Genomic DNA, 24,271 nt, shown 5'->3' on the forward strand with positions numbered 1-24,271 from the left:
CCCAGAACGAACAGATGGTCGGTGGGACAGCGCTCCGAGACCGGGTATGTGCGCACCGAGAACCAGGATCGCATGAGCTGGGTGCGCACTGCGCAAGCGGATATTTTTGCAGTGCTGGACGGTATGGGCGGCCATGCGGGTGGCGCGATCGCCGCGCAACTGGCAGCACGGGTTTTGCAGCGGCATTTTGAGGCCCTGGCGTCGCCGGATACGGCGGACGCAGTGTTGCGCAGCGCGCTGCGAGACGCCAACGAAACGATCTATGTGCAGGCGCAAAGCGGCGATCCGGCCACGCTGCGCATGGGTACGACAGCGGTCGTACTGGTTGCCGCGGATTCGCGCATCATGCTGGCGCATGTCGGCGACAGCCGCGCGTATCTGATGAAGCGTAACGGCGAATTACGCGCGTTGACGAAGGACCACAGCCAGGTCCAGAAGATGGTCGACGCGGGCCTGCTGACCCAGGCACAAGCAGCGAGCCATCCCGACGCAAATGTGTTGGAGCGGGCTTTGGGACACGCTGCGCAGGTCGAGGTGGAGGTCAGCAAATGGCTGCGGCTGCGTAGCGGCGATAGCTGCATGCTCTGCTCCGACGGCTTGCACGGCTATGTCAGCGACGTCGACATCGCCGCCGTGCTGCAAAGCGCGCGCTCGCCGCAGGAACAGGCTGATGAGCTCGTCAAACTCGCGCTGGAGCGCGGAGGTGAAGACAACGTGACGGTCCAGGTCATCCGCTATGGCGAGCGCCGGGGGCTGCGCTCAGGCAGAGGCTTCGGCGCATTCGTGCGCAAAGCCGGCATCGTGATCGTGCCGCTGCTTTGCGTCGCAGTGCTGGTGCTCGGCTGGTTCACATGGCTTGTCTCGCCGTCCAAAGTGACGGAGAACAACGCGCAGACCGCGGACCTCAGGGCGCTCGCGAGCAGTTTGCGCGGCGAACTTGCGGAAGCCAAAGCGCAACATCAGGCAACCGAACAGGAACTGGTGGCGCTTCGCAAGCACGTTGCCGATCTCGAGGCGAAGCTGCCCGCGCCGCCGGCAGCCCGCGCGGCGAGCGCGGCCGGTGCAGTGAGCGCGGTGGGGCCATCCGCGATACGCAAGCCGCCGCTCGCGAAAGCGAAATCCGATAACCGGAAGCCTCCGGAGCAGCATCGCGGAACAGCGGGCGCCCAGACCGCCGCGGGGGGGCGCGCTGCGAGTAAGGAGACCAAAGCCGACACGAAGGCGAGCGCGAATGCAGCGACAAGCGCCGCGGCGAGCAGCAGCACACCCGTGCCCGATGCGCCGGACACGCCTGCCTCACCGAATGCGGCGCCCGTGCACTGAATCACGGAGCGAAACCATGGAAACGGTTCAATTGACAAGACGGCCACGACCACGCGCGACTCACCCGGCCGACGCTGGCGGCCTCACGGGCCATTTCGATGGATGCACGTGCCGTGCTGAGCAGCGGCAAGCGCACAGCATCTGGGGCGGCCGGTCATGAGCGAGAAGTCAATCTGGTCCTCCGTCTCGCGTTTGCTGGGTGGCGGCCGACAGACAAGCACCGACAGCGGCGCCTCGGAATATACCTGTCCGAAAGGTCATCCAATGGACCCGAGTTGGACCAGTTGCCCGCGTTGCGAAGCGGAAAGCCGCGCGCAGGAACGCAGCACGGTGGACCCCATGTCCCAGTCCGCGAGCGAAAAAATCGAGAGGAGTTCGAGCATGGCGCACAACACCATCATCGCGCCGGAAGGCACAGGTCAACCAGGCCGCGGCGGCACCCGCGTGGACACCAGCGACCCGGAAATGATGCCCGTCACACGGCGCGCCGAATCGGGCAACAAGATAACCGGCGTGTTGTGTACGTTCGTCTGGCGAGCGCAAGGCGATCTGTTCGTGCTTTACGAAGGGCGAAATGTGATCGGCAAAGGCTATGTCGAGAGTGAGGGCGGCCGGCCGTGCGACGTGCTGTTGAACTCCGACGCGTCGATGTCGAGCGAGCATGCGGTCATTCTGTGCCGCGCCGGACGCTACGAACTCTTCGACCGGCAGAGCACGAATGGCACCTTCGTCGACGACGTATTCGTCGAAAGCCACGGCATCATCCTGAAGGACGGCGCGAGAATCAAGACCGGCGCGACCATCTGGTTGTTCCGCAAGATCGAATCGGATTCGAGCGGCGTAGTGGCGAGCCATACACGGCGTGACGAGCCGCCCGGGCTGCCCCCGACGCGAGACCCGTCGACCGTGCTTTGACCGCATATGAGCTTGCGGGTGGGTCAGCGCGTCGGACCATACGTCGTCGAGAGTCTGCTCGGCGCCGGCGGTATGGCCACGGTATGGCGCGCGTGGGACGACAGGAGTTCGGAGCACGTCGCGATCAAGATCATGGCCGACGCACTCGCCGACGACGCGCAACTCACCGCCCGTTTCATCGACGAATTGCGCCGTCACGTGCAATTGCACCATCCGCATATCGTGGCGGTGCGCGACGTGTTCAGCATTGGAGGTAAGCCGTGCATGGTGATGGACCTCATCCCAGGCGGCTCGCTCGCCGCGGCGCTCGACGCGAGTCCGGAACGCCGCCTGAGTGTGGAGGTTGCGCGGCCGTTGATGCTAGAGGTGCTGGACGCGCTCGACTACGCGCATCGCAAAGGCATTGTGCATCGTGACGTGAAGCCGTCGAACATCCTGCTCGACGCGCAACACCAGCATGCATGGTTATCGGATTTCGGCATCGCGCTGACGGAGGGCGAAAAGCGGCGCACGCGGGTGGGTGTGTCGGTGGGTACCAACGCATACATGAGCCCGGAACAGATTCGCGCCGAGAAGATCGATTTTCGTTCGGATGTCTATGCAATGGGCTGCGTGCTGTACGAAACGCTCACGGGGCGCCCGCCGTTCGTCGCCGTCGCGAGCGGTGACAACTCGATACGCGCCGCAGTGCTCGCCGCGCATCTGCGCGATCAGCCGGTGGCGCCACGCCGCCGCGTCGCGTCGATTCCGGCGAACGTCAGCGAGTTGATCATGTCGGCGCTGATGAAGGATCCGGCGCGGCGCGTCGCCGGATGTGCGGAATTCGCGCGCCTGTTGAGTGCGCCCGCGCGGACGCCGGGCGGGGCCGTTCCGCGCAAGGTATGGATTGCCGCGCTCGTGGCGCTGGCGCTGATAGTGGGCGTGCTTGCACTGTTGGCCGTGCGATAGACGAGAGACAGGCAAGCGATAAGGAAGCGACAAGCAGGTGATAAGCAGGCGACAAGCAGACGAAAACGATGTCTTACCCGGGCGGCGAACCGCGCGCAATGGCGCGCGAACGCCGATGAAATGAAGAGATTTCGAGGGGACCAGTGATGATCAGAGGGCTTATCGCGGTGGCGCTAGCGTCACTCACCGCCGCCTGCGCGACGGAACAACAGAATGCGTCACTCGAGTGTGGCGCCGTCGGGGTAGGCCTCGGTTTTCTCGCGTGCAAGCTGGCGGGCGGCAACGACGCGACGTGTGCCGCCGTCGGCGCCGGTGTCGGGCTCGGCGGTGGTGCGCTCTGCTACAAACTGTCGGACAACCTTGACAAGCAGCGCAAGGAACTGGCAGGCCACGAGAATGACCTCGACGCGCGGCTTCGCTACATGAAGGCGGTCAACACAGCCAGCGCGAAATACAACGACGATCTGCAAAAGCAGGTCGTTACGATCACGCAGCACACCGACATCGTGGTCCAGCAGATCCACGACAAGACGATCGACCAGAAAGCCCTCGACAAGGAACGCGCCAAGCTCGACCAGGCGGTGAAAGATGCGGACCAGTCGGTTGCCGCGCAAGAGGAAGCGGTCAATTACATGCATGGTCTGCAGGCCCAACACGCATTCAAGGAACACGAGTACACCCAGGAACTGCAGCATCAACAGCAACTGCTCGCGCAGACACGCGTGACCGCACAGGCGGTCGCGGCACAACGGCAACGCGTGTAGCGGCCGCGACAAACTTCTGCAGGGGATGCGTCGATGTGTAGAAACATGATGTGGATGCTGTTCGCAGTCCTGGCAGCATGGACAGCGTCCGGCTGCACGCTGATGAATCAGTACCAGGACGTGCAAGCGACCCAGCAGCGGGTGCAGTACAAGGAGACAGACCTCGCGCAGGAGCAGGCGATACGGGATGAGTTGAATCGCCAGACGCGGCAACTCAGCGCCGACCTCGCGAACCGGCAGATGACCGCCGGGCAACTGGACCAGCGGCTGGCGGCCTTGCAGAAGCAGAATGATCGGCTCGCGGCGACCAATGCGAAGGAGCGCCAGAAGACCGCGCAGCTACGCCAGCAGATCGCCGGCTATCGCGCGCAACTCGACGCGCTTGAACACGATACGACGTCGAATCCGGACGACATCCGCGCAAAGATCGACCAGGTCAAGCTGGAAATCAGGCAGCGGCTCGAGGTACAGGCCGGCGTTCGTTCGACCCCGGCCGCCCCGCCGCATGAATAAGGCCATGCTGCTCGCCGTGCTGGTCACGCCGCTCGTCAGCGCGTCGGGGCCGACGCGCGGGCCGTCCGACTGCCCGCTCGATTGCGCGGCGCAATCCGATCCCGCGTTGCAGCTCTATGCGCAGGCGCTTTCGCTGATCAGCACGAAGGCGGTCTTCGCGCGCGGTGACCCGTTGCAGATTGTCGGCGAGACGCTCGGCGACTATCTGGCCACGCAAGATCCCTATTCCGGCTTCCTGACACGCGACGAATACGTCGCGTACCTCGGCGTGCGCAACGGCCACTATTCAGGCGTCGGCGCGGACCTCGAACGGCGGCGCGACGGCACCACCCTGTTCTATCCGTATCCGCAAGGGCCGGCCGCGCGTGCCGGCATCCGGTCCGGCGAGCAGTTGCTCGCCATCGATGGGCAGCGCGTCAGGGGCAAACCGCTCGCCTTACTCGCCGCGCTGGCGACCGGCCAGGCCGGCACGCAGGTCAGACTGCAAATCGCCGATGCGCGCGGCGCAGTGCGCGAAGTCAGCGTGACGCGCGAGACGCTCGACGCCTCGCCAGTCTCTGACTACACCGTCGGCGACATGCACGTGCTGAAGATCACCGACTTCACCAGCTCGACGCTGAGCGACGTGAAAGCGACGCTGTCACGCTGGGACCGCAACATGCCGGTCATCATCGATTTGCGCGATTGCGGCGGCGGCGATTTCTATACGGCGATCGATACCGCGATGCTGTTTCTGACCAGCGGCATGCCGATCGTCTCCGTGATCCAGCGCGGGCTCACGCAGACCTACACGAGCACGACAGCGGGACTCGCGCTTGCGCAGCCGGTTTTCCTGTGGCAGAGCGAACACACGGCGAGCGCCGCGGAACTGTTCATCGGCGCGCTAACCGACAACGGACGCGCCATCTCAATCGGCCGCACCAGCGCGGGCAAAGGCAGCCGGCAGGACATTCTGCCGCTCAGCGATGGTTCGGCACTAATCCTGACCACTGGCTACCTCGTCACGCCTCAAGGTGTGCGTTTCGACGGTCAGGGACTCGCGCCGCAACGCCCCGTCATGGACGGCGCAGCCACCACCATTTATCTACAGGCTACCGTCGCCACGGAGTAAGCGATGCAAGACGATTATCTGATCGGCCGGACCGTGCACGGCAACCTGTTGATCAAGGCGCGCATCGGCGAAGGCGGGATGGGACAGGTCTATCTTGCGTCCAACGTCGAGGTGCAGGAGAGGCGCTACGCGGTGAAGATCCTCAAGCGCGAGCTCACGCACGACGCCAGGTTTCGCCAGTACTTTTACGACGAAGCGCGGCATCAGGCGCAGCTCGATCACCCGAACATCGTCCAGATGATCGATTATTTTCATATCGACGACGACTATTACCTGGTACTCGAATACGTCGACGGCCAGTCGCTCAGCGAAATGATCGAAAGCAAGGGTAAGAACGGTCTGCCCGAAAAGCAGGCGCTGTCGACCGTCAAGGGTGTGCTTGCCGGGCTCGACTGTGCGCATCGGCTGGCTATCCTTCACCGCGACGTCAAGTCGTCGAACGTGCTGGTCGACCGTTCCGGCCGCGCGCGCCTGACCGACTTCGGGATCGCAATGCAAGCCGGCGGTCCGGGCGCGTCGCAGGGAGCGAACGTGATGGGCACGCCCGCTTACATGAGCCCTGAACAACTGCGCAACAGCGCGGACATCGATCATCGTTCGGACGTGTATTCCGCGGGCGTCGTGCTATTCGAAGCGTTGACCGGCAGGCTGCCGTTCACGGGCGAGACCTTCGAGGCCGTCCAGGCTCAGCAGATGGCGCATGCTGCGCCGGATCCGCGCCGGTTCAATCCGAAGATCCGCCGTGGCGTGGCCGAAGTCGTACGGCGCGCGTTGCGCATCGATCCGGCCGAACGCTTTCAAGGCTGCGGCGCATTCCTGAAAGCGCTCGAGAAGCTCGACAGCGACAAGTGGAAATATGTGCTGGTGTCCGCGTGCGTGATGGCGGCGTTGAGCGTCTACCTCGTCAAGGCACTCGTGATCGACAGGCAGGCGATTCACAACGTGCTGACCAGCGCGACGCGCGCGCACAACCTGCTGTGCCGCGAGCAGACGTTACGCGAATTTCGCGAACGGCAGAGGGACATTGCGACTGCGGACGGCTTCTCGGATCTGACCACCAGTTTTACCAAACTGATCTCCGACAGCGATCGCAACATGGTTACGTTCTCGTCCGACTACAGCCAGGCACTGCATCGCCTGACAGATTTCAATCAGCTGGCAGTTCGGCAGGTGCTTGACGCGCCCGAGTCCGATCCCCACACACGCGAGACGAAGCCGCGGCTGCGTGCCGATTATCAGCAGTATCGCGAGACCGGGCAGCCCCCGTCGACCCAGGCGATGCGCGGTAATTGTCCGCAGATCGGTTACGACGCTTCCGAGTAATGACTGGCAGGAGATGGCAATGGCACAACAGGTCACGATGGGCGCACTCCTGCAGTGCAGTTTTGGCGTCGCGCCCGCAAGTCTCACGGTGTTGCCGGTCAATCGCGTGATGGCCGAAGGTCCGCCGGCAGCAACCATTCAGGATCATGTGCCGCTCGTCAATATTGGCTCGTTCGGCATGTGCATGTCGATTGCCAATCCGGCCGTGGCGGCCGCGACAAGTGCGGCGCTCGGCGTACTGACGCCGATGCCGTGCATTCCCGCGACCGTGAGTCCATGGGTGCTAGGCGCGCCGACCGTGCTGATCGACGGCATTCCGGCGCTGGACAATCTGTCTCAATGCATGTGCATGTGGGCAGGCGTGGTGACGATCTCCGATCCCGCGACGGTGCGCACCAATGTGCCCTAGCCGGAGTATGCCGCCGCGAGCGCGTGACTTACGAATCCCGCCGCGAGCTCGGGTGCAGTCGATCGGGCGAGCCGGGCATGCCGGGAACCGGCATGCCCTTGCGGAGGCAACGAATCTGACAGGGTGTCCGCGCGGCCCCGTGCCGCCCCCCGGCAGACCGACCGGCGCCCTTACCTCGAGCTTTTAACCCGCCTATGCAGACCGGCAGCTTGCCGCGAACTGGACGGCACCGGAGAACCAAGCTTCGCCTTCCGATGACTCCACCAATACTTCGCCAGCGGAATCAGGAGCGTCACCCACAACCATTTCCAGTTTGCTGCAATGAACCGGGCGACGAGGCTCATCGGCGTCACGGTGACATCGATGTTCTCGGCGTACGTCTGGATCGTCACCGGTTCAGATTTACCATTAATCGAGACCAGCGCTTCAAGTTCCAGACGAAGTGCGTGCTTGCCCCAGGTCTTCGGCGTAACCAGCCAGGTCCACACGGCCGGTCGCTTATCACTGACCGCCTGCCGCTGCCACCCCGCCGGGTCGATGAGGAAGTCGGCGGGGTCGGCCGTCAGCTTCGCGTGCATGACATCGGATATCTGAACCCGGTTGTGGTGGAAACCGCTAGCCGACGGATTCATATCGGTGATCATGGCCTCGATCTGTGGAATCTGCCGCGTCGCGTCGAGGACAAAGTCGATCCGGCATGGGCAATTGTCGTCGACGTCCACGACATCTGGCACGTTAAAGACTGCATTGGCTGACTTCATTTGCGCGAGCGCAGCGTCGACGGATTTGAACCCCGTGGATGTCGCGGCCGGTTGGGCGGCCAGATCCGCCGCCGCGTCATGCGCCGTATCAGATGAAGCCTGTCCCGCAGTTGCCGCGTCGTTCGCATGGCTCGCGAGCACGCCCGCACCGGCCGCCCCCGCCAGGGCAGCCGCCGCCCCTGGCCCCGGACTGGCCGCTGCGGCGGCCGGTGCCTCAGGTGCTGCAACAGGAGGTGCGCCTGCGAGGGGCGCCTCAGCCGTAGCAACAGGAGGTGCGCCTCCGAGGGGCGCCTCAGCCGTGGCAACAGGAGGTTCGCCGATGGCTTGTGCTTCGCCAGGGGCGGGCTGCCCTTCAATTGCGATGCTTCCCGCACCCGTCTGATCGGGTTCGGGCTGCGCCGCCGCGACGTCGGCCGCAGGGGATGTCGCCACATCAGGCGTGTCTGTTTCATCCGGGGCGGCCTCGACGGTCGCCGCATCTGCGGGCGACGTCATTGCACCCGCTGCCGCTCCGGTGGTGCCCGCTTGCGATGGTCGATCCGACAACGTCGCCGTGGCACCGACTCCCACGGACGGGTGACCTCCCGAGTCTGGTTGATTTGGTCCCGTGCTCGCAACCGCCGGCGGCGGCTGAACCGTTCCGGTCGCCGGCCGGGGCCCCGGTGCGGTGGGCGACACGACATCCCTAGGCTGATTTGCGGCAGAAGAGCCGATTGCCCCTTTTGAACCGCCTGCCCCCGAATCGGTGATGCGCGATTGCGCGGTTATGGACATCCCTGCGCCCCTCCCGTCGCCTTTCAAAACATCACGCCTGTCGTCATGTCCGGATTGCCCGGGCCCCGGTATTTTCAGCATATACACCGTGACGGGCGTGCCCAAGGGCACCTCGGTGCCCGGCGCCGGCACCTGGTTCAGGATTTGACCGGCATGAGCCGATCCGTCATTTTCAGCGAAAGCCAGGACCAGGTTGCTCGCGCCTAGCCGGCGCCCCGCATCTGCGACGCTCGAATTCGTGAGGTCGGGAACCTTGACACTGGCCGCCGCTGTGCCGGTGATGGATACATTGACAACTGTACTGGGAGACACGTGCGTTCCTGGTAGCGGCAGTTGCGTGTGAATGGTGCCGGTGACCTGATTAGCACTGACGCCGCCTATCTGGAGCCCACTATTGCGTATCTCCCGGCGTGCTTCCTCCAGAGTGCGCCCGACCACTCCTGGAACGACGATGTACACGACCTGAAGGGGTGGCATGTAGGGCCGCAAATTAGTGGCCGGCACGCCTGAAACGTTGCTGGTCTTCGAATATGGGAGCTTGACTGTCGTCGATGGCACTCCCGCACGGGAATAGGTGGACGCGTTGCCAACCTGTTGCTGATGGGAACCCAGGGCGGGAGTCGCCACGTTTTGATTCTGAGCCGCGGACATCGGCTGTGAAAGGTTGCCAGCGGTGCCGGGCTTCTGCTGAGTCCGCCGCATCATCTGCTGTTGCTGCGCCTGCTGCGCCTGCTGCCGTTGCTGCGCCTGCTGCTGCGCCTCCTGCCGTTGCTGCATCCCCCGCTGTTGCTGCGCCTCCCGCTGTTGCTGCATCTGCCGCTGTTGCTGCGCCTCCCGCTGTTGCTGCGCCTCCCGCTGTTGCTGCGCCTCCCGCTGTTGCTGCATCTCCCGCTGTTGCTGCATCTCCCGCTGTTGCTGCATCTCCCGCTGTTGCTGCATCTGCCGCTGTTGCTGCATCTCCCGCTGTTGCTGCATCTCCCGTTGTTGCTGCATCTCCCGTTGTTGCTGCATCTGTTGCTGAGCAGAGGACGTGGATTGCTGGCATTGACCCATCTGAAAATTACAAGCGACGCCGCCCGCAAAAGCCAAATCAAGCTGGCAGCCCGTCTCAATCGTGACGCAGGCTAAAACCAGGCACCAGAGAAAACGCCTGAACGTTCCACGTGACCGGTATTCATCCAGCCAGCGCGTCGAGAGCAAGCGTTCGAATGACACAGCAGCCTTTCGTGGCAACGTCAACAGAGCGGGATGAAACGGGCGGTCAGCTTGCTGCACTTCCATGATGACTCTCCCCTCCTGGCATGAGAGCAGTCCGCCGATCGTTGGGACACGCGCAGGTCTCGACTCGGGCGGGCGACGGTGCTTCAGGACGTCTTGTCAGGCGCTCCGGACGAAAAAGACGGGCAAGCGCCAGGTCTGTCAAGCCAAAGCCCGCCGTTAAACGGCGTGCCGCCTGCCGTTATGCACCTGTAGCGTGCAGGACATCCGTTGCAGCCGGGTCAACGCTGCCCCTGTCACTTCAATTGCCTGCCTCTGGCTTCGCCTGGTCGAACCCGCATCTCATCGAGGCTAGTCTTCGCCGCGTTTTGCGGCACCCGCTGTCTTTCATTCTATGTCGCTCACTTCTGATGTACAGGAATGCGCAACAATGCTCCGCGTTCGTGCTGGCGGGTACGAATGTCGTGTGATTGCGCTTCGCATCACGCAGGCAAGGTATGGCCCGCCATGCACTTTTTCGCGCACGCACACGCACACGCACACGCGCACACAACACGATGGGGTAAACAGCGAAAACCTCAAGGCAGGTATCGTCTTGCGAGGGTAGCGGGCCCGGCTGAAGCCTCGTGGATTGTGCGTCGGGTCAACTCGGCATCGACCTGTTGCGTCGTCTTCCATAGAACGACCGACGGACAGCTTTTTTTAGCACATCGTGCAGCAGGCGCGAGCCGGTCTTAGCGCGGACGCGCGGCGCCACCGGAATGGCCAATCCTGCGAAGTTCGTAGGTCGTGCGTCCAAAGCGAATCAGGTCCCCAGGCGCGAGCATCACCACGCTTTGGCCGACCCGCGTGCCATTGCGAAAGGTACCGTTGCTCGATCCGAGATCCTTCAGATAGAGGCAGCCCTCCTGAAACCGAATGTTCGCATGCTTACGGGATACATACGCGTCGCCACGGATGACGAGGTCATTTTCATCTTCGGTGCCAATCTGCACCTTCGATTTCTCAATCGGAAAGCGCGTGTCACGGTGTCCGCCCCCATCCTTGAACAGGATCGCCGCGGGCCGGCCCGGAGCGGGATTCGGAAAAACCACGCTCACCCGGTTAACGCCATGCGCGAGCGGCGGCAGCGGCTTAACCACTTTTGGCTGCGGGACCACAGTAACCGGATTCGGACGACGCCCCCAGTGGCGGATCACGGCCCATCCAGCGACGCACGCGAGCAGAAACCCAAAGACTCCGCGCAGGTCGAACCGCACGCTATCGATCGTGACCGACCACCAGCTCTTCGGGACCGGCTGCCACAAAGACGGCCGAGGAGTGGCTGGTGTAGCGAGCGGCACCTGTGACTCGGGCATGGCGAGTGCGACGCTGACTGGCATCAGTGTCGCCGGTTGCGACTTCGATGCGGTCACGGTGAGCCGTGTTGCGGCTGGCGGATTGAATCCGGTGAAAGCCCGCAGTTCGGTGCGTGCCTGCGCCATCACCCCACCAGGCGCTCGCCATTCCTCCGCGGAGGCTTGCCGGGAGGCGGCGGCGCCTGTGGCAAGTACCACTATTAGCGAAGCTGAGCGAACTGCTTGAATGTTCACAGTCCCTCCATGCGCGTCCATCGTGGGAATCTGGAAAACGCCCGTTGACCGGCAATTTCGCGTGGGATCGTCGGGTCGAGAGAATCGTAAGCGCGTTTTGCGTGCCACGTATCGCACATTCTGGCATCGCATCGAATCCGGCCCGTGCTGGAAGCGGACGCAATCCGCGCCATGGCGGCCCTCACATCAACAGTTCGTGTGACTAACTAAATCATCTATAGAAGACCACTTTTGCTTTGTCAAGACAACGCCCTGCACCCCATTAAACGAACGTCTAACAGGCCATTTCAAATGGGTTCGCGGTCTGCGAAACCTATGCAACCGCTCAGGCGACCAGAGTCTGGCTGTTGCGGGAGTCCGCCTTAAGCATTCATTCCGTCTCCCATTTGGTGCGAAGGCGTGAACCTCCGTTCCAGTGAGGGTGTGATTGGAACGCTTATGAAGCGTCGCCAGTCACCGCAAAGCGATAACCAAAAATCGTGATGTCGTAAAACAGCGGCACATAAAACACGCTCCTGTGCCGCTGTACGCACCGCAAGCTGAAAACGGCGTTGCAGCGGAGACAAGACAGACTGCTAAAGCGCCCTTACTTCTCCACAACGCCCAGTAACGCCTGTTTGCCACCGACGTATTTGTACAGCGAGATCACACCGTGCCGCAGATCGCCTCTCGAATCGAACTGCGTTTCACCGAGCACGCCGTGATAATCGGTCGCCGGCATCGCGGCGAGAATCTTCGCGGAGTCAGTTGACTGCGCGCGCTTCATCGCGGCAACGATCACGCCGACTGCGTCGTACGCAAACGGAGAATTCAAGACCGGCGCGTAGCCGAAGCGCTTCTTATAGCGTTCGACAAACGCCGGACCTTCGGCCATTTTGAGCAGCGGCGCGCCGGCAATCGAGCAGATCACGTTATCGGCGGCGTCCCCCGCGAGCTTCGCGAGGTCGTCGGCACACAAACCGTCGCCGGCAAGCACTTTTATCGTGATGCCGAGCTGCTTCGCCTGCTTCGCAAACGGGCCGCCGGTGCCGTCGAGGCCACCGTACATGATCGCGTCCGGCTTTTCGCCCTTGATCTTCGTGAGAATCGCGCGGAAATCGACGGCCTTGTCGGTGCTGGCGTCGTGCGACAACACGGTGATGCCATTCGCCTTCGCCCGCTTCTCGAACTCGACCGCGAGGCCCTGGCCGTAGGCGGTCGAGTCGTCGACGATCGCAACCGTCTTCACGTTCAGCGTTTTCGCCGCGTAGTCGGCAAGCGTTGGCCCCTGCTGCGCGTCGGTGGCGACCACGCGGTACGCGGTTTTGAATCCTTGCAACGTATACGCCGGGTTGGTCGCGGACGGCGACACCTGCACGACACCGGCATCGCTGTAGATCTTCGACGCGGGGATGGTCGAACCGGACTGCATATGACCGACTACCGCGACCACCTTGTCGTCCACCAGTTTCTGCGCGACCTGGGTCGCCTGACGCGGATCGCCCGCGTCGTCCTGCGCGTCGAACACCAGCGTCACCTTCTGTCCGCCGATCACGAGCCCCTTCTGGTTGATTTCCTCGATCGCAAGGCGCGCACCGTTTTCCGTATCCTTGCCCAGATACGAAGCCGGCCCGGTCACGGGCGCGGCTTCGCCGATTTTCACCATCTCGTCGGCACGGGCGACGCCCACGGCAGCCGCCGCCAATGTACCCAGAATGCCGACAGTCGCCATGCCGCGACCCAAGGCTGTGCTTTTGCTCATGCTTCACCCGAAAAGTAGTGATGGTTGGGGCACGCGACTGCATGCGGCCGGTCTTCCTGCCTTCGCCGGATCGCTCGCACCTCGCGGCGCGGCGTCGTTCGTCAGCGGTTCCAAATTTATGCAGCCAGAAAGCGGCGGCATTGAACCGATCTGCCGGAAAATAGAAGAATTGCGTCAGGCGCCGATTGCGTGAATTCGCGGCACCTCACCGTATAATCAGCGCGAACCGCCCTCGAGTTCGCGCATGCCGACTACCCGCTCTTCCCATCCTGTGTCCCCTGCGCCGACGGCTCATGAACTGGTTGAGCAACTGGACGCGCTGCCGCGGGCGTTGCAGGCCCGCCCGAGCCGCTCCGACGCCGAGTTGAGCGTCGGCATTCTGTTGTGGCCGCGTTTTCCGATGCTGTCGCTCGCCGGCTTGTGCGACGCACTGCGCCACGCGGCGGATCGTGGCGACCAGAGCCGCCAGTTGCGCTGTCTGTGGACCATCATCGGCGTTCAGGCCGAAGCGGTCGAAGCGAGTTGCGGCATTCCCGTGCAGGTGCAATCGGCGTTTCCGGATGTCACGCAATTCGACTACGTGGTCGTGATCGGCGGATTGTTGCCGCATCTGGATCAGGTCGACCGCCGCTACTGGGACTATCTGCAGCAGGCCGCTCACGCGGGCATACCGCTGGTCGGCATGTGCACCGGCAGTTTCGTGCTGGCGCGGGCCGGTCTACTGGAAGATCGCGTCGCCTGCGTGCACAGCTTCCATCTTGACGACTACAGGCGCATGTTTCCGGCACTGCGCGTGATCACGCACGCCGACTATCTGATCGACGGCAACCGCATCACCTGTGCGGGCGGGATTTCGGTGGTCGAACTCGCCGCGCGTCTGATCAGCCTGCACTGCGGACCAGACCGCGCGTCGAAAGTGATTCATCAGATGACCGTCAGCCGTCAGGGCGGCTCATCGTTCGTCGAGCGCCGTGCCGCGCTGGGTTATCTGTCGGTCGAGGACGCGACCGTGCGTCACGCGGTATTGCTCATGGAAGAGAATCTGGAAGCGCCGCTGAACATCGCGGTCATCGCGAAGATGATCGGCACGAGCGTGCGTAACCTCGAACGCGCGTTCATGACCGAGATGAACGCGTCGCCGAATGAATTCTATCGGCGGATGCGGCTGCGCTACGCGCGCTGGATGCTCGTCAACACGGCGCGCAAGATCACCGACGTCGCCTACGAATGCGGCTTCGCGGACTCGGCGCACTTTATCCGGGTCTTTCGCGAAGCGTATGGCGTGACACCCGGCAAGCTGCGCGCCTCGCGCGGCGCTGTCGCCGCCTGACCTTTCCAGGGCCGACGCCGCACCCGCGAGCGCTTCATTGCACCAGGCAGAGACCTGTCGCATTTCTTCTACTTTTCGGCAAATCGATGCAATTCCTCCGCATCGGCCTCGTCGTACAGTCGGGTCATCGGGCAAGCCATGCATCGTGCTGCCTCTAACGCAAAGACTATGTAAGAGAGCGAGTGCAGCGGTATGCGGATATTGATCATCGGCGCGGGCGTCATCGGCCTGTCGAGCGCGTATTATCTCAGCCGCGCGGGCTACGACGTGACGGTGGTGGAGCGGCATGCGGAGGTCGCCAGCGAAACCAGTTTCGGCAACGGCGGACAACTGTCGTATAGCTACGTCGCGCCACTCGCCGGCCCCGGCGTCGTGTCGAAACTGCCGCGCTGGCTGACGCAGCGCGATTCGCCGGTGCGCTTCCGGCCGAAGCTGAGCGTCGAACAGTGGCGCTGGTGCTTCGAATTCCTGTCCGCCTGCACGCGCGCACGCAGCGAACTGACCACGCAAAAACTGCTGTCGCTGTCGTTCCTGAGCCGCACGCTGATGCACGAACTCATCGTCGCCGAGCCCTCGCTCGATTTCGATTTCGTGCGCTCCGGCAAGCTCGTGCTGCATCGTGACGCAAACGCCATGCAAAGCGCGGTGAATTTGCTGGCGTTCCAGCGCACGCTCGGTTGCGAACAGCAAGCGCTGAGCGCCGATGCATGTGTAGAAATCGAGCCGGCACTTGCGCACGCCAGATCGTTTCTGGTTGGCGGCATTCACACGCCGAGCGAAGACACGGCCGATTGCCAGCGCTTTTGCAAGGGTCTCGAAGCCGTGCTGCGCGAGCGCGGCGTACGCTTCCTGATGAAAACGTCAATCGATGCCCTGAAGCCCAATGCAACAGGCGTCGAAGCAACCTGCGACGGAGCACCGCTCGCGGCGGATCAGATTGTCGTCGCCTCGGGTGCGGGCGCGGCGCGATTGCTCAAGCCGCTCGGCATCCGCGTGGCGATCTACCCTATCAAGGGCTACAGCCTGACATTCGATCTTCAGCCGCACATCACGGCGCCGCATGTGAGCGTCACCGACTTCGCCCGTAAGGTCGTTTATGCGCGGCTTGGCGAACGGCTGCGGGTCGGGGGCATTGCCGATATCGACGGCTATTCGCTCGAAGCGGACCCCGCGCGCTTCGCGACGCTGCGCAAGGAGACGGCAGCGCTGTTTCCCGAGGTCGCCCAATCCACCGCTACCAGCGAATGGACTGGCTTGCGTCCGGCCACGCCGCACGGCCTTCCGATTGTCGGACCGACGCGCTACCCGAACCTGTGGCTCAACGTAGGGCATGGCGCGCTCGGTTTTACGCTCGCGACCGGTTCAGCTGCGCTGCTGGCGGATGGACTCGCGGGCAGCAACAGCCGTGAACTGAGCAGCGCATTTGTCCTTTCGCATTGACGTTGCAACGCCGATTCCTTAATGACCGCGTTTCTACTCCCCAACCTGACCAGACCGGCATGACAGCAAAAGCCAACATCGTGGTGATTGGCACAGGCGGTACTATCGCCGGCCAAGGCAAAGGCAGCGTCAACACGTCCACTTACATGTGCTCGGTGCTCGGCATCGACGAGATTCTCGGCTCGATTCCACACGCGGGCGAACTGGCGAATCTGCGCGCGGAACAACTGCTGCAAACCGGCTCCGAGAATTTCAACAACGCGCATCTGCTTGCAATCGGCAACCGCGTCGGCGAACTGCTCGCACGAAACGATGTTGACGGCGTGGTCATCACGCACGGCACCGACACGATCGAGGAGACCGCGTACTTTCTGCATCTCACCCTCAAGAGCGCAAAGCCGGTGGTGGTAGTGGGCTCGATGCGTCCGCCATCGGCGATGAGTTCCGACGCGGCGCTGAATTTATACGATGCGCTTGCGGTTGCAACGCATCCGTCGTCGCGCGGACTCGGGACGCTGGTGGTTGCCAACAATGAGATCCATACGGCGCGTGATGTGGTCAAGAGCAACAGCTTCAAGCTCGACGCATTCCGCTCGCCATACGGCGCGCTAGGGTATGTGATCGAAGGCGCGCCGCGCTATTACCGTCGGCCCGCGCGCGTCCATACGCTCGACACGCCATGGTCGATCAATACGCTTTGCTCACTGCCCAAAGTCGATATCGTCTATGCGTATGGCGCGCTCGAACCCGGCGCGGTCGACGCAATCGCCGCGAACGCGCGTGGGTTGATCTACGTGGGGACCGGTAATGGCAACGTCGCCAGTCATCTGATCGACCCGCTTCGGGATGCCGTGAGGCGGGGCGTGCATGTGGTTCGCGCCTCGCGCACCAGCAGCGGCATCGTGTTGCACAACGGTGCGCAACCCGACGACGACTACGGCTGGCTCACAGTCGACGACCAGATTCCGCAGAAGGCCCGCATCCTTCTGACATTGGCGCTCACGCAAAGCGACGACACAGCCGCGTTGCAGGCCGTCTTCGAGCGCTATTGAAGCGCGCCCATCTGCTTTCTGACCCACTCTCATCCGACCACACCCATCATGCAATTCATCACCGACGATCACGTGCGCCGCCTCATCACGATGCGCGACGCAATTGCCGAACTGCGCATCGCGCTCACGGAACACGGCGCGGGCCGCGCTTCGGTTCAACCGCGGGTCAGAACAAAGGGCGAGCATGTATCGATCAGCATGATGGGCGCGATCCTGCCGTTCCGCGGCGTGTGCGGTGCCAAGGTTTATTCGACGCATGGCGGCCGGTTCGATTTCGTCGTTCCACTCTTTTCGAGCGACGACGGATGCTTGATATCGATTCTTCACGGCGACGCACTAACCGAATTCCGCACCGCAGCGGTCACGCGTATCGCCAGCGATGCACTCGCCCGGCCCGACGCACGCGTGCTCGCGGTGTTCGGTACTGGCCGGCAAGCCAGAGCACATATCCGTGCGCTCGCTGACGAGTCCAGCATCGAGCGCGTGCTGATAGTCGGAATCGACCACGTGGCGCAAACGGTTGCTGAAATGCAGGCGCTGTTCCCGGACAAACTGATCGAAGCCAGCCACGCGCAAGCGGTCGCTCGGGCCGCCGATGTGATCGTCACCGCCACGCGTAGCACGACGCCGCTCTTCGACGGCACGTGGGTAAAGCCGGGCGCATTCATCGCGGCGATCGGTTCAAGCAAACCCGATGCGCGCGAACTCGACGACGCGCTGCTGGCGCGCGCGAGCACGCTCGTCGTCGAGTCGCTGGAGCAGGCCCGCAGCGAAGCGGGCGATCTGCTGATGGCAGCGCCGGGTGTCGTCGATTGGGACAACATCGTCGAACTGGGCGCGATACTCGCGAACCATCGGATTGCGCATCGCGCGCGAGGCGACGTGACGATTTTCAAGTCGCTCGGGTTCGGTCTCGCTGACGTTGCGTTAGCCGGTTTGATCGCGCGTCGCATGACCCGCTGAGGGCAGTAGCGCTGCCCTCCGGATCATGCATGAAAACGACGAGGCTATGGTCGAATGACTAGCGCTATTCCGCAGTCGGCAACAGTGCCAAAAGCAGGCGCCGCAACTCCAGACATTCGCGTGGCGTCAGCCTCGCAGTGAGAATGCGCTCGACCTCTTCGACACGTGGACGCAACGTCGCAAGATGCTTCTTGCCTTCGGGGGTCAGGAACAGCACATAACTGCGTTTGTCGACGGGATCGTCCGAGCGTTCGATCAAATCATTGCGAACCATGCGCGCGACGAGATCGGCGATTGTCGAACGGTCCACGTCGAGTTCATCGCCGAGTTGTCGCTGATTGATGCCGGGCGTTATCTGCAAGATTTCGAGCGCCGCGTACTGGACGCTCGTGATCTCGGTGGAAACTTCGCTCAGCCATATTGCTACGTGACGCTGCTGGGCCCGGCGCACCAGGCTGCCCGTGAACTTCGAAAGTCCTTTGGGGTAGTCGTGTTTGATTGGCAATTTCTAGACGTTTGGCGAAGGTGTGTTCGTTCGGAAAATGGGCCGCAAAAACGCATTCAATTCGGCGTAGGCGTCGAGCGGAAGTACATGCGCGACGTACTGGTCCGGACGGACCACGACGAGCGCGCCGCGTTCGCGGTCGATACCGCGTGCCGTGAAGATATCAGTCGATGCGTCGCTCGTAAATGCCTTCTCGTAGTCGATGAGTCCGTAGCGGCCCTTGCGCGGCAGCAGCAACGCATGCAGATCTTCGAGTCGTACTTCACGATGAGGTTGCTGCAACACTGCGCGCAGATCGAAGACGCTATCGGCATCGGCATCTTTTGATGCGAGGAGACGCAGGACAGAATCGGGCGACGCGGCAAGATGGTCGCACAACGCATTGAGCGCGCTCCCGCTCGCGTCCGAAAAGGCATACAGGCGCCAGCGACCGTCGGCGCGTGCAACATGGCCGAGGTGCATCGGCTTCGCATCGGCGAGACGAACGACAGGCGAGGAATGAAAGCGCATGCCGATCGTGAAGCCACTGGCGAGCGATTGATGCGTCGATTCGCCCGTCAACGCGCCCGGGCGATATCGCGCCGCGACACCCGCCGTATAGTGGCCCGCACGCACGAAGTAAGCCTGAAGTTCCGCGGGATCGACACCGCCTGCTTCGGGCCGATTGGGATCTTTCGGCGGCGCGGCCATCATCGCGGACCATTCCTTGTCGAAGTCGATCAGCTCTTGCGCGATGGGCTGGCGTTCATCGGAATACGTGCGCAGGAGGTTGATGTCGCCGAGTCCTTGCAGAACGGCGCCGAGCTTCCAGCCGAGGTTGAAGCCGTCCTGCATCGAAACGTTCATGCCCTGACCCGCCTTTGCGCTATGCGTATGACAGGCATCGCCGGCGATGAAAACGCGTGGCTCGCGGGATGTTCCATCGGCGGCGATAGCGTCGTCGAAGCGATCGGTCAAACGCTGTCCCACTTCATAGACCGAGAACCAGGCGACTTCTTTTACGTCGAGCGAATAAGGATGCAGAATCCCTTGCGCGGTCTGAATGATGCGTTCGACCGTGATCTGTTTGATGGTGTCGCGATTCTCAGGCGTGACTTCGCCAAGATCGACGTAAAAGCGCACGAGATAGCCGCCTTCGCGCGGAATGATGAGCAGATTGCCTTTGCTCGCAGATTGAATTGCAACCTTCAGCCGGATGTCCGGAAAGTCGGTAACGGCGAGCGCATCCATCACACCCCACGCATGATTAGCCGCATCGCCGCGCAGCGTTTGGCCGATCGCCGTGCGCACGTGACTGCGCGCACCATCGCAGCCCACGACATAGCGCGCGCGCACGACGACTTTCTCATCGAGGCGCGACGCATCCGTGCGGCGTAACGTGACGCGCACCGGATACTCGCCCTCGTTATCGCGTTGCACGTCCACGACTTCGAGATCGTAATCCGGCTCGAGTCGTTGCGCGGAACGGCGCATCACATCAAGTAGATAGTCCTGCACGCGGGCCTGATTGACGATGACGTGCGGAAACTCCGACATGCCTGTTTCCGTATCCTGAACACGTCCGGTACGCTTGATCGCGCCGCGGTCGTTTGCATCGGGCCGCCAGAAGACCGTCTCGTTGACCCAATAGGCTTCGCGCAACAGGCGATCGCTGAGGCCGAATGCATTGAACATCTCGACGGTCCTGCACGCGACGCCATCCGCTTGCCCCATCAGCAACGGGCCCGAGCGACGCTCGACGATGCGTGTCGTGATCGACGGAAACTGCGACAACTGCGCCGCAAGCACGAGCCCCGCCGGCCCGCTTCCGGCGATGAGCACGTCCACCGTATCGGGCATGTCGACGCGCGGCGCGCCATCAGCGGCCGGCTCGATCGTCGGATCTCCGACGCGAAAACCGTTGAGATGAAATTGCATGATGTCTTCCTCCAATTAGTCTCGATCACCTTGGTGACGAATATACTCCGTACGCCAACCATTTAAAAGTACTTCATGTCGTCATGGATGTTTACCCTGATCTCAGGATGCGCTTTGCGAATCTCCGTCGATCGGGATTATTTGCCCGGAAATGGATCGACCGGCGTCGGATGCCAGAAAAACAGCGAGCGCCGCGATGTCCGCTGGATCGACGAAGTGCCTGATGGACTGGTTGGCGAGCGCAGCCGCCTCTTCCTGTGCGACGGTGCGGCCGCTGGCCGAGGCACGTCCCGCCAGCACCTGCTGAATCCGTGGACCGTCCACGGCGCCCGGCAGGATCGCATTGACCCGTATGCCGAATTCGCCCAGCTCACGAGACAAGGTCTTCGCGAATCCGATGAGCCCCCACTTGGTCGTTGCGTAGGGACTGCGGTTCGGGTAACCGAAGCGGCCGGCAAGCGACGACATGATGAGAATCACGCCCGCGCCTGATTGCTTCAGGAAAGGGATCGCTTGCTGCGTGACCATGAATGTGCCGGTGAGGTTCAGACGAAGCACGGCTTCCCAGGCGTCCGGATCCATCTCCGCGACGCTCGCGGTCGGTCCAGCCATGCCTGCGTTGTTGATCAGGACATCCAGTCCGCCGAGAGAAGACGCGGCGTCCGCGACCATGCGCGATGCCGCCGCGCGATCGGCGATGTCGCATACCGATGTCCTGACGCCCGGCAATTGCGCCTGCATCTGTTGAAGCGCCGCTTCGTCGATGTCGCAGACAAAGACGCTCGCGCCCGCCGATACGAATGCTTCCGCGATGGCGCGCCCTATCCCACCCGCACCCGCCGTCACCAGCACGCGCCGGCCTTTTGATGTGGTCATGAAATCCTCTTTTCTGAGTTGGGTCACGCTCGCCGCTCAGTCGCAGGCAGCACGTATAAACTCGGGCACGGGGACGGCCTTCAGCCGTCCATCGTCCTGTTTGATGCACAACGCGCGAGTCGCTCGCCCCTCGCAAATCAGCGTATCGTTGCGCATGATTCGATGGCTTTGGATAAAGACTTTGCCTCGCCATTCCTCAATGCGGGTATGCACCTCCAGAGTTTCGCCATAGGTCGCCGAGGTGTGAAAGCGGGTGTGGACCTCGAGCAACGGCGCGCCAATGCAATTGGGCAGCGTTTGCATCTCCCGCCATGGCGGCAGGCCGCACTGGTTAAAATAATCGTGCGAAGCGGCGTCCATCCAGCGCGAGAAGTTCGGAAAGAAGACGATTCCGGCTGGGTCGCAATCGCCGAATTGCACGTCGATACGATAGACAGTTTCTTTACTCACGGGTCTATGCTCCAGTTTCCAGTCCTACCATTGTGTGTGTATTGCACTCGCAACACTGTCCGCGCAGCGACAGTTCGCATCGCCTGCCGGACGAGCAGTTCTGGGAGAAGAGGATGACCAGACAAAAGCGGATCGCCACTGTTTCGCTTACGCTCGACGAACTACTCGCACAGTCGCCGTGGTTCGCACGGCTGGACGAACCCGTGAAGTCCCGCGTGCGCGCCGACGCGTCGGAGCGCGCCGTCGCCGCAGGTCAGACTCTCGGGCACCACGGCGAACGGCAACACGTGTGGTTTGGCATGCTGGAGGGCCTCATCAAGTGGTCGATCACCGCGCGCGACGGACAGACGGTGACTTTAGGCGGACAGTCGGTCGGCAGTTGGTTCGGAGAAGGCACGCTGATTCGCAACGCGCCGCGCGAGTCCGATCTCATCGCGTTGCGCGACAGCCGCGTCGCGCAGATTCCACGCACCACGTTCAATTGGCTGCGCGAGCATCAACCGTCATTCAACGAATTTCTGCTGCTTCAGGTCAACGAGCGTCTGCACTGGTTCATGGGCGCCGTCGCCGCGTACGGATTGCTCGATACCGACAGCCTTGTCGCACGGGCGCTGGTAGGCATGGTGCAGCCATTGTCCAATCCGGGCGGCGAGGGGCATCTGCCGATGTCTCAGGAAGAACTTGCCAACCTGGCCGCCGTGTCGCGTCAAACGTGTAATAAAGCGATGACCCGCTTCAAGAGCGCCGGCCTCGTGCGTACCGAGTACGGCGGCATCGTCGTATTGGATCTGCCAGGGCTTCATGCCTTGGCACGCTAACGCCGCACATCGTTCTTCGCGAATCGTTGCCGCCGGCGTTCGCGCATTGCTTGGTGTTTACGCTGACTCCAACTGTCGCGCGATCGACAGTCGGGGGAGCGGTCGATCGAAATAATGCGTGTCATACAGAACCAGGAGACACGCATGCATCACGCTCGTTCGCTGCCAGCCGCAGCCGCGCTCGTCGACAGCTCGACGGATCGCATAGTCGAAGACGCCCTCTTTCGTAAGATCAGCTGGCGCATCATGCCGCTCGTTTTGATCGCGTATGTCTGCGCGTTTCTCGATCGAATCAATATCGGATACGCGCAACTGCAGATGAAGCAGGATCTTGCTTTCTCCGATGCCGTGTATGGACTCGGAGCGGGCATCTTCTTCGTCACCTATCTGCTGTTCGAGGTGCCCAGCAATCTGCTGCTCGAAAAGATCGGCGCGCGCCTAACCTTTCTGAGGATCATGGTGCTGTGGGGCCTCACGTCGGCGGCGACCGCTTTCGTTACGGCACCGTGGCAGTTCTATGCCATCCGGCTGCTGCTGGGCATATTCGAGGCAGGCTTCTTCCCCGGCATCATTCTGTACCTGACGTACTGGTACCCGAGCCAGCGACGCGGCCGTGTGACGGGGCTGTTCCTGTTCGGCATGCCGATCACGGGCGTTCTCGGCGGCCCACTGTCGGGAACGATCATGAGCGGCATGGAGGGCCTTGGCGGCATGCATGGATGGCAGTGGCTCTTTCTCGTCGAAGGCTTGCCGACCGTTCTGCTGGGGTTTCTGCTGTATCGCATGCTGCCGAACGGACCAAGCCGCGCTCCCTGGCTGAACGATGGCGAGAAAGCGCGGGTGCAGTCGGTCCTGAATGCCGACCACCGAGGCGAGGCGAACGCCGGGCATCATGGCAGGCTCGTCGCGGCGCTGGCGGACCCGAAGACTTACGTGCTTGCCTTCGTCTACTTCTGCTGCGCTTGCGCCGTCTACACGCTGACGTTCTGGCTACCGACCATGATCAAAGGCCTCGGCATCGCGCCGATTGCGACGATCGGCTGGTACACGGCGGTGCCCTATATCTTCGGTGCGCTCGGTGTGCTCGCCATCAGCCGCAGTTCGGACCGTTTCAAGGAGCGTCGCTGGCATGTTGGGGGAACCCTGGTTCTCGGCGCGGTGGCTTTGGCCTCCACATCCTTCCTTGGCAACGCGATCGTCCCGGTGATGGTCCTGCTGTGTGTTGCCTCGTTCTTCATCTTTGGCGGCGGCTCGCTGTTCTGGTCGATTCCCCCGACCTACCTTGGCCGGGATGCAGCCGCAGCCGGCATCGCAGTGATCAGCTCACTGGGCATCCTCGGCGGCTTCGTCAGCCCGACGCTGATCGGCTGGATCAAGGGCGCGACGGGCAGCATCCAGATGGGTCTGCTGGCCTTGACCGCACTTGTCATCGGCGGCGGCCTGACGATCCTGCTGGGCCTGCCAAAGAACGCGGTCCGAGTAGGCCCGGACGACGGCGCGAGCGCGCACTAGTCGAACAACCCCAGCC

At 62.6% G+C, this 24,271-nt stretch carries 23 protein-coding genes; 15 read left to right on the plus strand and 8 right to left on the minus strand.

Features of this window, described 5'->3' with window-relative positions:
• Nucleotides 1-21: 21 nt before the first annotated feature.
• A complete protein-coding gene (locus tag HF916_RS20230) occupies nt 22-1,323 on the plus strand; it encodes a PP2C family protein-serine/threonine phosphatase (protein WP_206001829.1) in 1,302 nt (433 codons plus the stop codon).
• A 257-nt stretch (nt 1,324-1,580) separates the two neighbouring features.
• On the opposite strand, the gene HF916_RS51530 is transcribed toward HF916_RS20230, so the two are convergent.
• Nucleotides 1,581-1,706: a hypothetical protein gene (locus HF916_RS51530; RefSeq protein WP_277352280.1), complete on the minus strand. Its 126-nt coding sequence runs from the start codon at nt 1,704-1,706 to the stop codon at nt 1,581-1,583.
• Between HF916_RS51530 and HF916_RS20235 the strand changes: the two genes are divergently transcribed.
• The 7 genes from HF916_RS20235 to HF916_RS20265 all read left to right on the plus strand — a co-directional run bounded on the left by HF916_RS20235 (nt 1,705) and on the right by HF916_RS20265 (nt 7,306).
• Nucleotides 1,705-2,238: an FHA domain-containing protein gene (locus HF916_RS20235; protein WP_168790620.1), complete on the plus strand. Its 534-nt coding sequence runs from the start codon at nt 1,705-1,707 to the stop codon at nt 2,236-2,238. The genes HF916_RS51530 and HF916_RS20235 overlap by 2 nt on opposite strands.
• A 6-nt stretch (nt 2,239-2,244) precedes the next feature.
• Complete coding sequence (locus HF916_RS20240; RefSeq protein WP_168790621.1) at nt 2,245-3,186, plus strand: serine/threonine-protein kinase; 942 nt, start codon at nt 2,245-2,247, stop codon at nt 3,184-3,186.
• A gap of 146 nt (nt 3,187-3,332) precedes the next feature.
• Nucleotides 3,333-3,950 carry a hypothetical protein gene (locus HF916_RS20245; RefSeq protein ID WP_168790622.1) on the plus strand — a complete coding sequence of 206 codons (618 nt, stop codon included), beginning with the start codon at nt 3,333-3,335 and terminating at the stop codon, nt 3,948-3,950.
• Between the two features lie 54 nt (nt 3,951-4,004).
• The gene (locus HF916_RS20250; protein ID WP_206001830.1) at nt 4,005-4,463 is read left to right on the plus strand and encodes a hypothetical protein; all 459 of its coding nucleotides are present in this window, start codon (nt 4,005-4,007) and stop codon (nt 4,461-4,463) included.
• Entirely contained in the window at nt 4,456-5,574 is a 1,119-nt protein-coding gene (locus HF916_RS20255) for a S41 family peptidase (protein WP_168790624.1), read from the plus strand. The genes HF916_RS20250 and HF916_RS20255 overlap by 8 nt, the downstream gene beginning before the upstream one ends.
• A gap of 3 nt (nt 5,575-5,577) precedes the next feature.
• The gene (locus tag HF916_RS20260; protein WP_168790625.1) at nt 5,578-6,897 is read left to right on the plus strand and encodes a serine/threonine-protein kinase; all 1,320 of its coding nucleotides are present in this window, start codon (nt 5,578-5,580) and stop codon (nt 6,895-6,897) included.
• A 19-nt stretch (nt 6,898-6,916) separates the two neighbouring features.
• Nucleotides 6,917-7,306, plus strand: a complete 390-nt coding sequence (locus HF916_RS20265) for a DUF4280 domain-containing protein (protein WP_168790626.1) — start codon at nt 6,917-6,919, stop codon at nt 7,304-7,306.
• Between the two features lie 170 nt (nt 7,307-7,476).
• Here HF916_RS20265 and HF916_RS20270 read toward each other — a convergent pair whose 3' ends face one another.
• From HF916_RS20270 to HF916_RS20280, 3 genes are all read right to left on the minus strand, one after another.
• Nucleotides 7,477-10,122 carry a PASTA domain-containing protein gene (locus HF916_RS20270; RefSeq protein WP_168790627.1) on the minus strand — a complete coding sequence of 882 codons (2,646 nt, stop codon included), beginning with the start codon at nt 10,120-10,122 and terminating at the stop codon, nt 7,477-7,479.
• A gap of 671 nt (nt 10,123-10,793) precedes the next feature.
• On the minus strand, nt 10,794-11,318 hold the full coding sequence (locus HF916_RS20275; RefSeq protein ID WP_168790628.1) for an FHA domain-containing protein: 525 nt from the start codon (nt 11,316-11,318) through the stop codon (nt 10,794-10,796).
• Between the two features lie 919 nt (nt 11,319-12,237).
• Nucleotides 12,238-13,392, minus strand: a complete 1,155-nt coding sequence (locus tag HF916_RS20280) for a branched-chain amino acid ABC transporter substrate-binding protein (protein WP_431311404.1) — start codon at nt 13,390-13,392, stop codon at nt 12,238-12,240.
• Between HF916_RS20280 and HF916_RS20285 the strand changes: the two genes are divergently transcribed.
• The 5 genes from HF916_RS20285 to HF916_RS20305 all read left to right on the plus strand — a co-directional run bounded on the left by HF916_RS20285 (nt 13,391) and on the right by HF916_RS20305 (nt 18,177).
• Nucleotides 13,391-13,585, plus strand: coding sequence for a hypothetical protein (locus HF916_RS20285; protein ID WP_168790629.1), 195 nt, complete (start codon nt 13,391-13,393; stop codon nt 13,583-13,585). The genes HF916_RS20280 and HF916_RS20285 overlap by 2 nt on opposite strands.
• 51 nt (nt 13,586-13,636) lie before the next feature.
• Nucleotides 13,637-14,722: a GlxA family transcriptional regulator gene (locus HF916_RS20290; RefSeq protein ID WP_168790630.1), complete on the plus strand. Its 1,086-nt coding sequence runs from the start codon at nt 13,637-13,639 to the stop codon at nt 14,720-14,722.
• Nucleotides 14,723-14,914: 192 nt separating this feature from the next.
• Entirely contained in the window at nt 14,915-16,162 is a 1,248-nt protein-coding gene (locus HF916_RS20295) for a D-amino acid dehydrogenase (protein WP_168790631.1), read from the plus strand.
• Nucleotides 16,163-16,221: 59 nt separating this feature from the next.
• Nucleotides 16,222-17,214, plus strand: a complete 993-nt coding sequence (locus HF916_RS20300) for an asparaginase (protein ID WP_168790632.1) — start codon at nt 16,222-16,224, stop codon at nt 17,212-17,214.
• 48 nt (nt 17,215-17,262) lie between these two features.
• Entirely contained in the window at nt 17,263-18,177 is a 915-nt protein-coding gene (locus HF916_RS20305; RefSeq protein WP_168790633.1) for an ornithine cyclodeaminase family protein, read from the plus strand.
• Nucleotides 18,178-18,241: 64 nt separating this feature from the next.
• Here the strand turns inward: HF916_RS20305 and HF916_RS20310 are convergent, their stop codons facing one another.
• The 4 genes from HF916_RS20310 to HF916_RS20325 all read right to left on the minus strand — a co-directional run bounded on the left by HF916_RS20310 (nt 18,242) and on the right by HF916_RS20325 (nt 21,925).
• The gene (locus HF916_RS20310) at nt 18,242-18,682 is read right to left on the minus strand and encodes a MarR family winged helix-turn-helix transcriptional regulator (RefSeq protein WP_168790634.1); all 441 of its coding nucleotides are present in this window, start codon (nt 18,680-18,682) and stop codon (nt 18,242-18,244) included.
• A gap of 3 nt (nt 18,683-18,685) precedes the next feature.
• Nucleotides 18,686-20,599, minus strand: coding sequence for an FAD-binding monooxygenase (locus HF916_RS20315; protein ID WP_168790635.1), 1,914 nt, complete (start codon nt 20,597-20,599; stop codon nt 18,686-18,688).
• A gap of 102 nt (nt 20,600-20,701) precedes the next feature.
• Entirely contained in the window at nt 20,702-21,475 is a 774-nt protein-coding gene (locus tag HF916_RS20320; protein WP_168790636.1) for an SDR family oxidoreductase, read from the minus strand.
• 36 nt (nt 21,476-21,511) lie between these two features.
• Nucleotides 21,512-21,925 carry an acyl-CoA thioesterase gene (locus HF916_RS20325; RefSeq protein WP_168790637.1) on the minus strand — a complete coding sequence of 138 codons (414 nt, stop codon included), beginning with the start codon at nt 21,923-21,925 and terminating at the stop codon, nt 21,512-21,514.
• A 113-nt stretch (nt 21,926-22,038) separates the two neighbouring features.
• Between HF916_RS20325 and HF916_RS20330 the strand changes: the two genes are divergently transcribed.
• Nucleotides 22,039-22,743 carry a Crp/Fnr family transcriptional regulator gene (locus tag HF916_RS20330; RefSeq protein ID WP_168790638.1) on the plus strand — a complete coding sequence of 235 codons (705 nt, stop codon included), beginning with the start codon at nt 22,039-22,041 and terminating at the stop codon, nt 22,741-22,743.
• 144 nt (nt 22,744-22,887) lie between these two features.
• A complete protein-coding gene (locus tag HF916_RS20335; protein WP_168790639.1) occupies nt 22,888-24,255 on the plus strand; it encodes an MFS transporter in 1,368 nt (455 codons plus the stop codon).
• The last annotated feature ends 16 nt before the right edge of the window (nt 24,256-24,271 follow it).

Source organism: Paraburkholderia aromaticivorans (assembly GCF_012689525.1).
GTDB lineage: Bacteria > Pseudomonadota > Gammaproteobacteria > Burkholderiales > Burkholderiaceae > Paraburkholderia > Paraburkholderia aromaticivorans_A.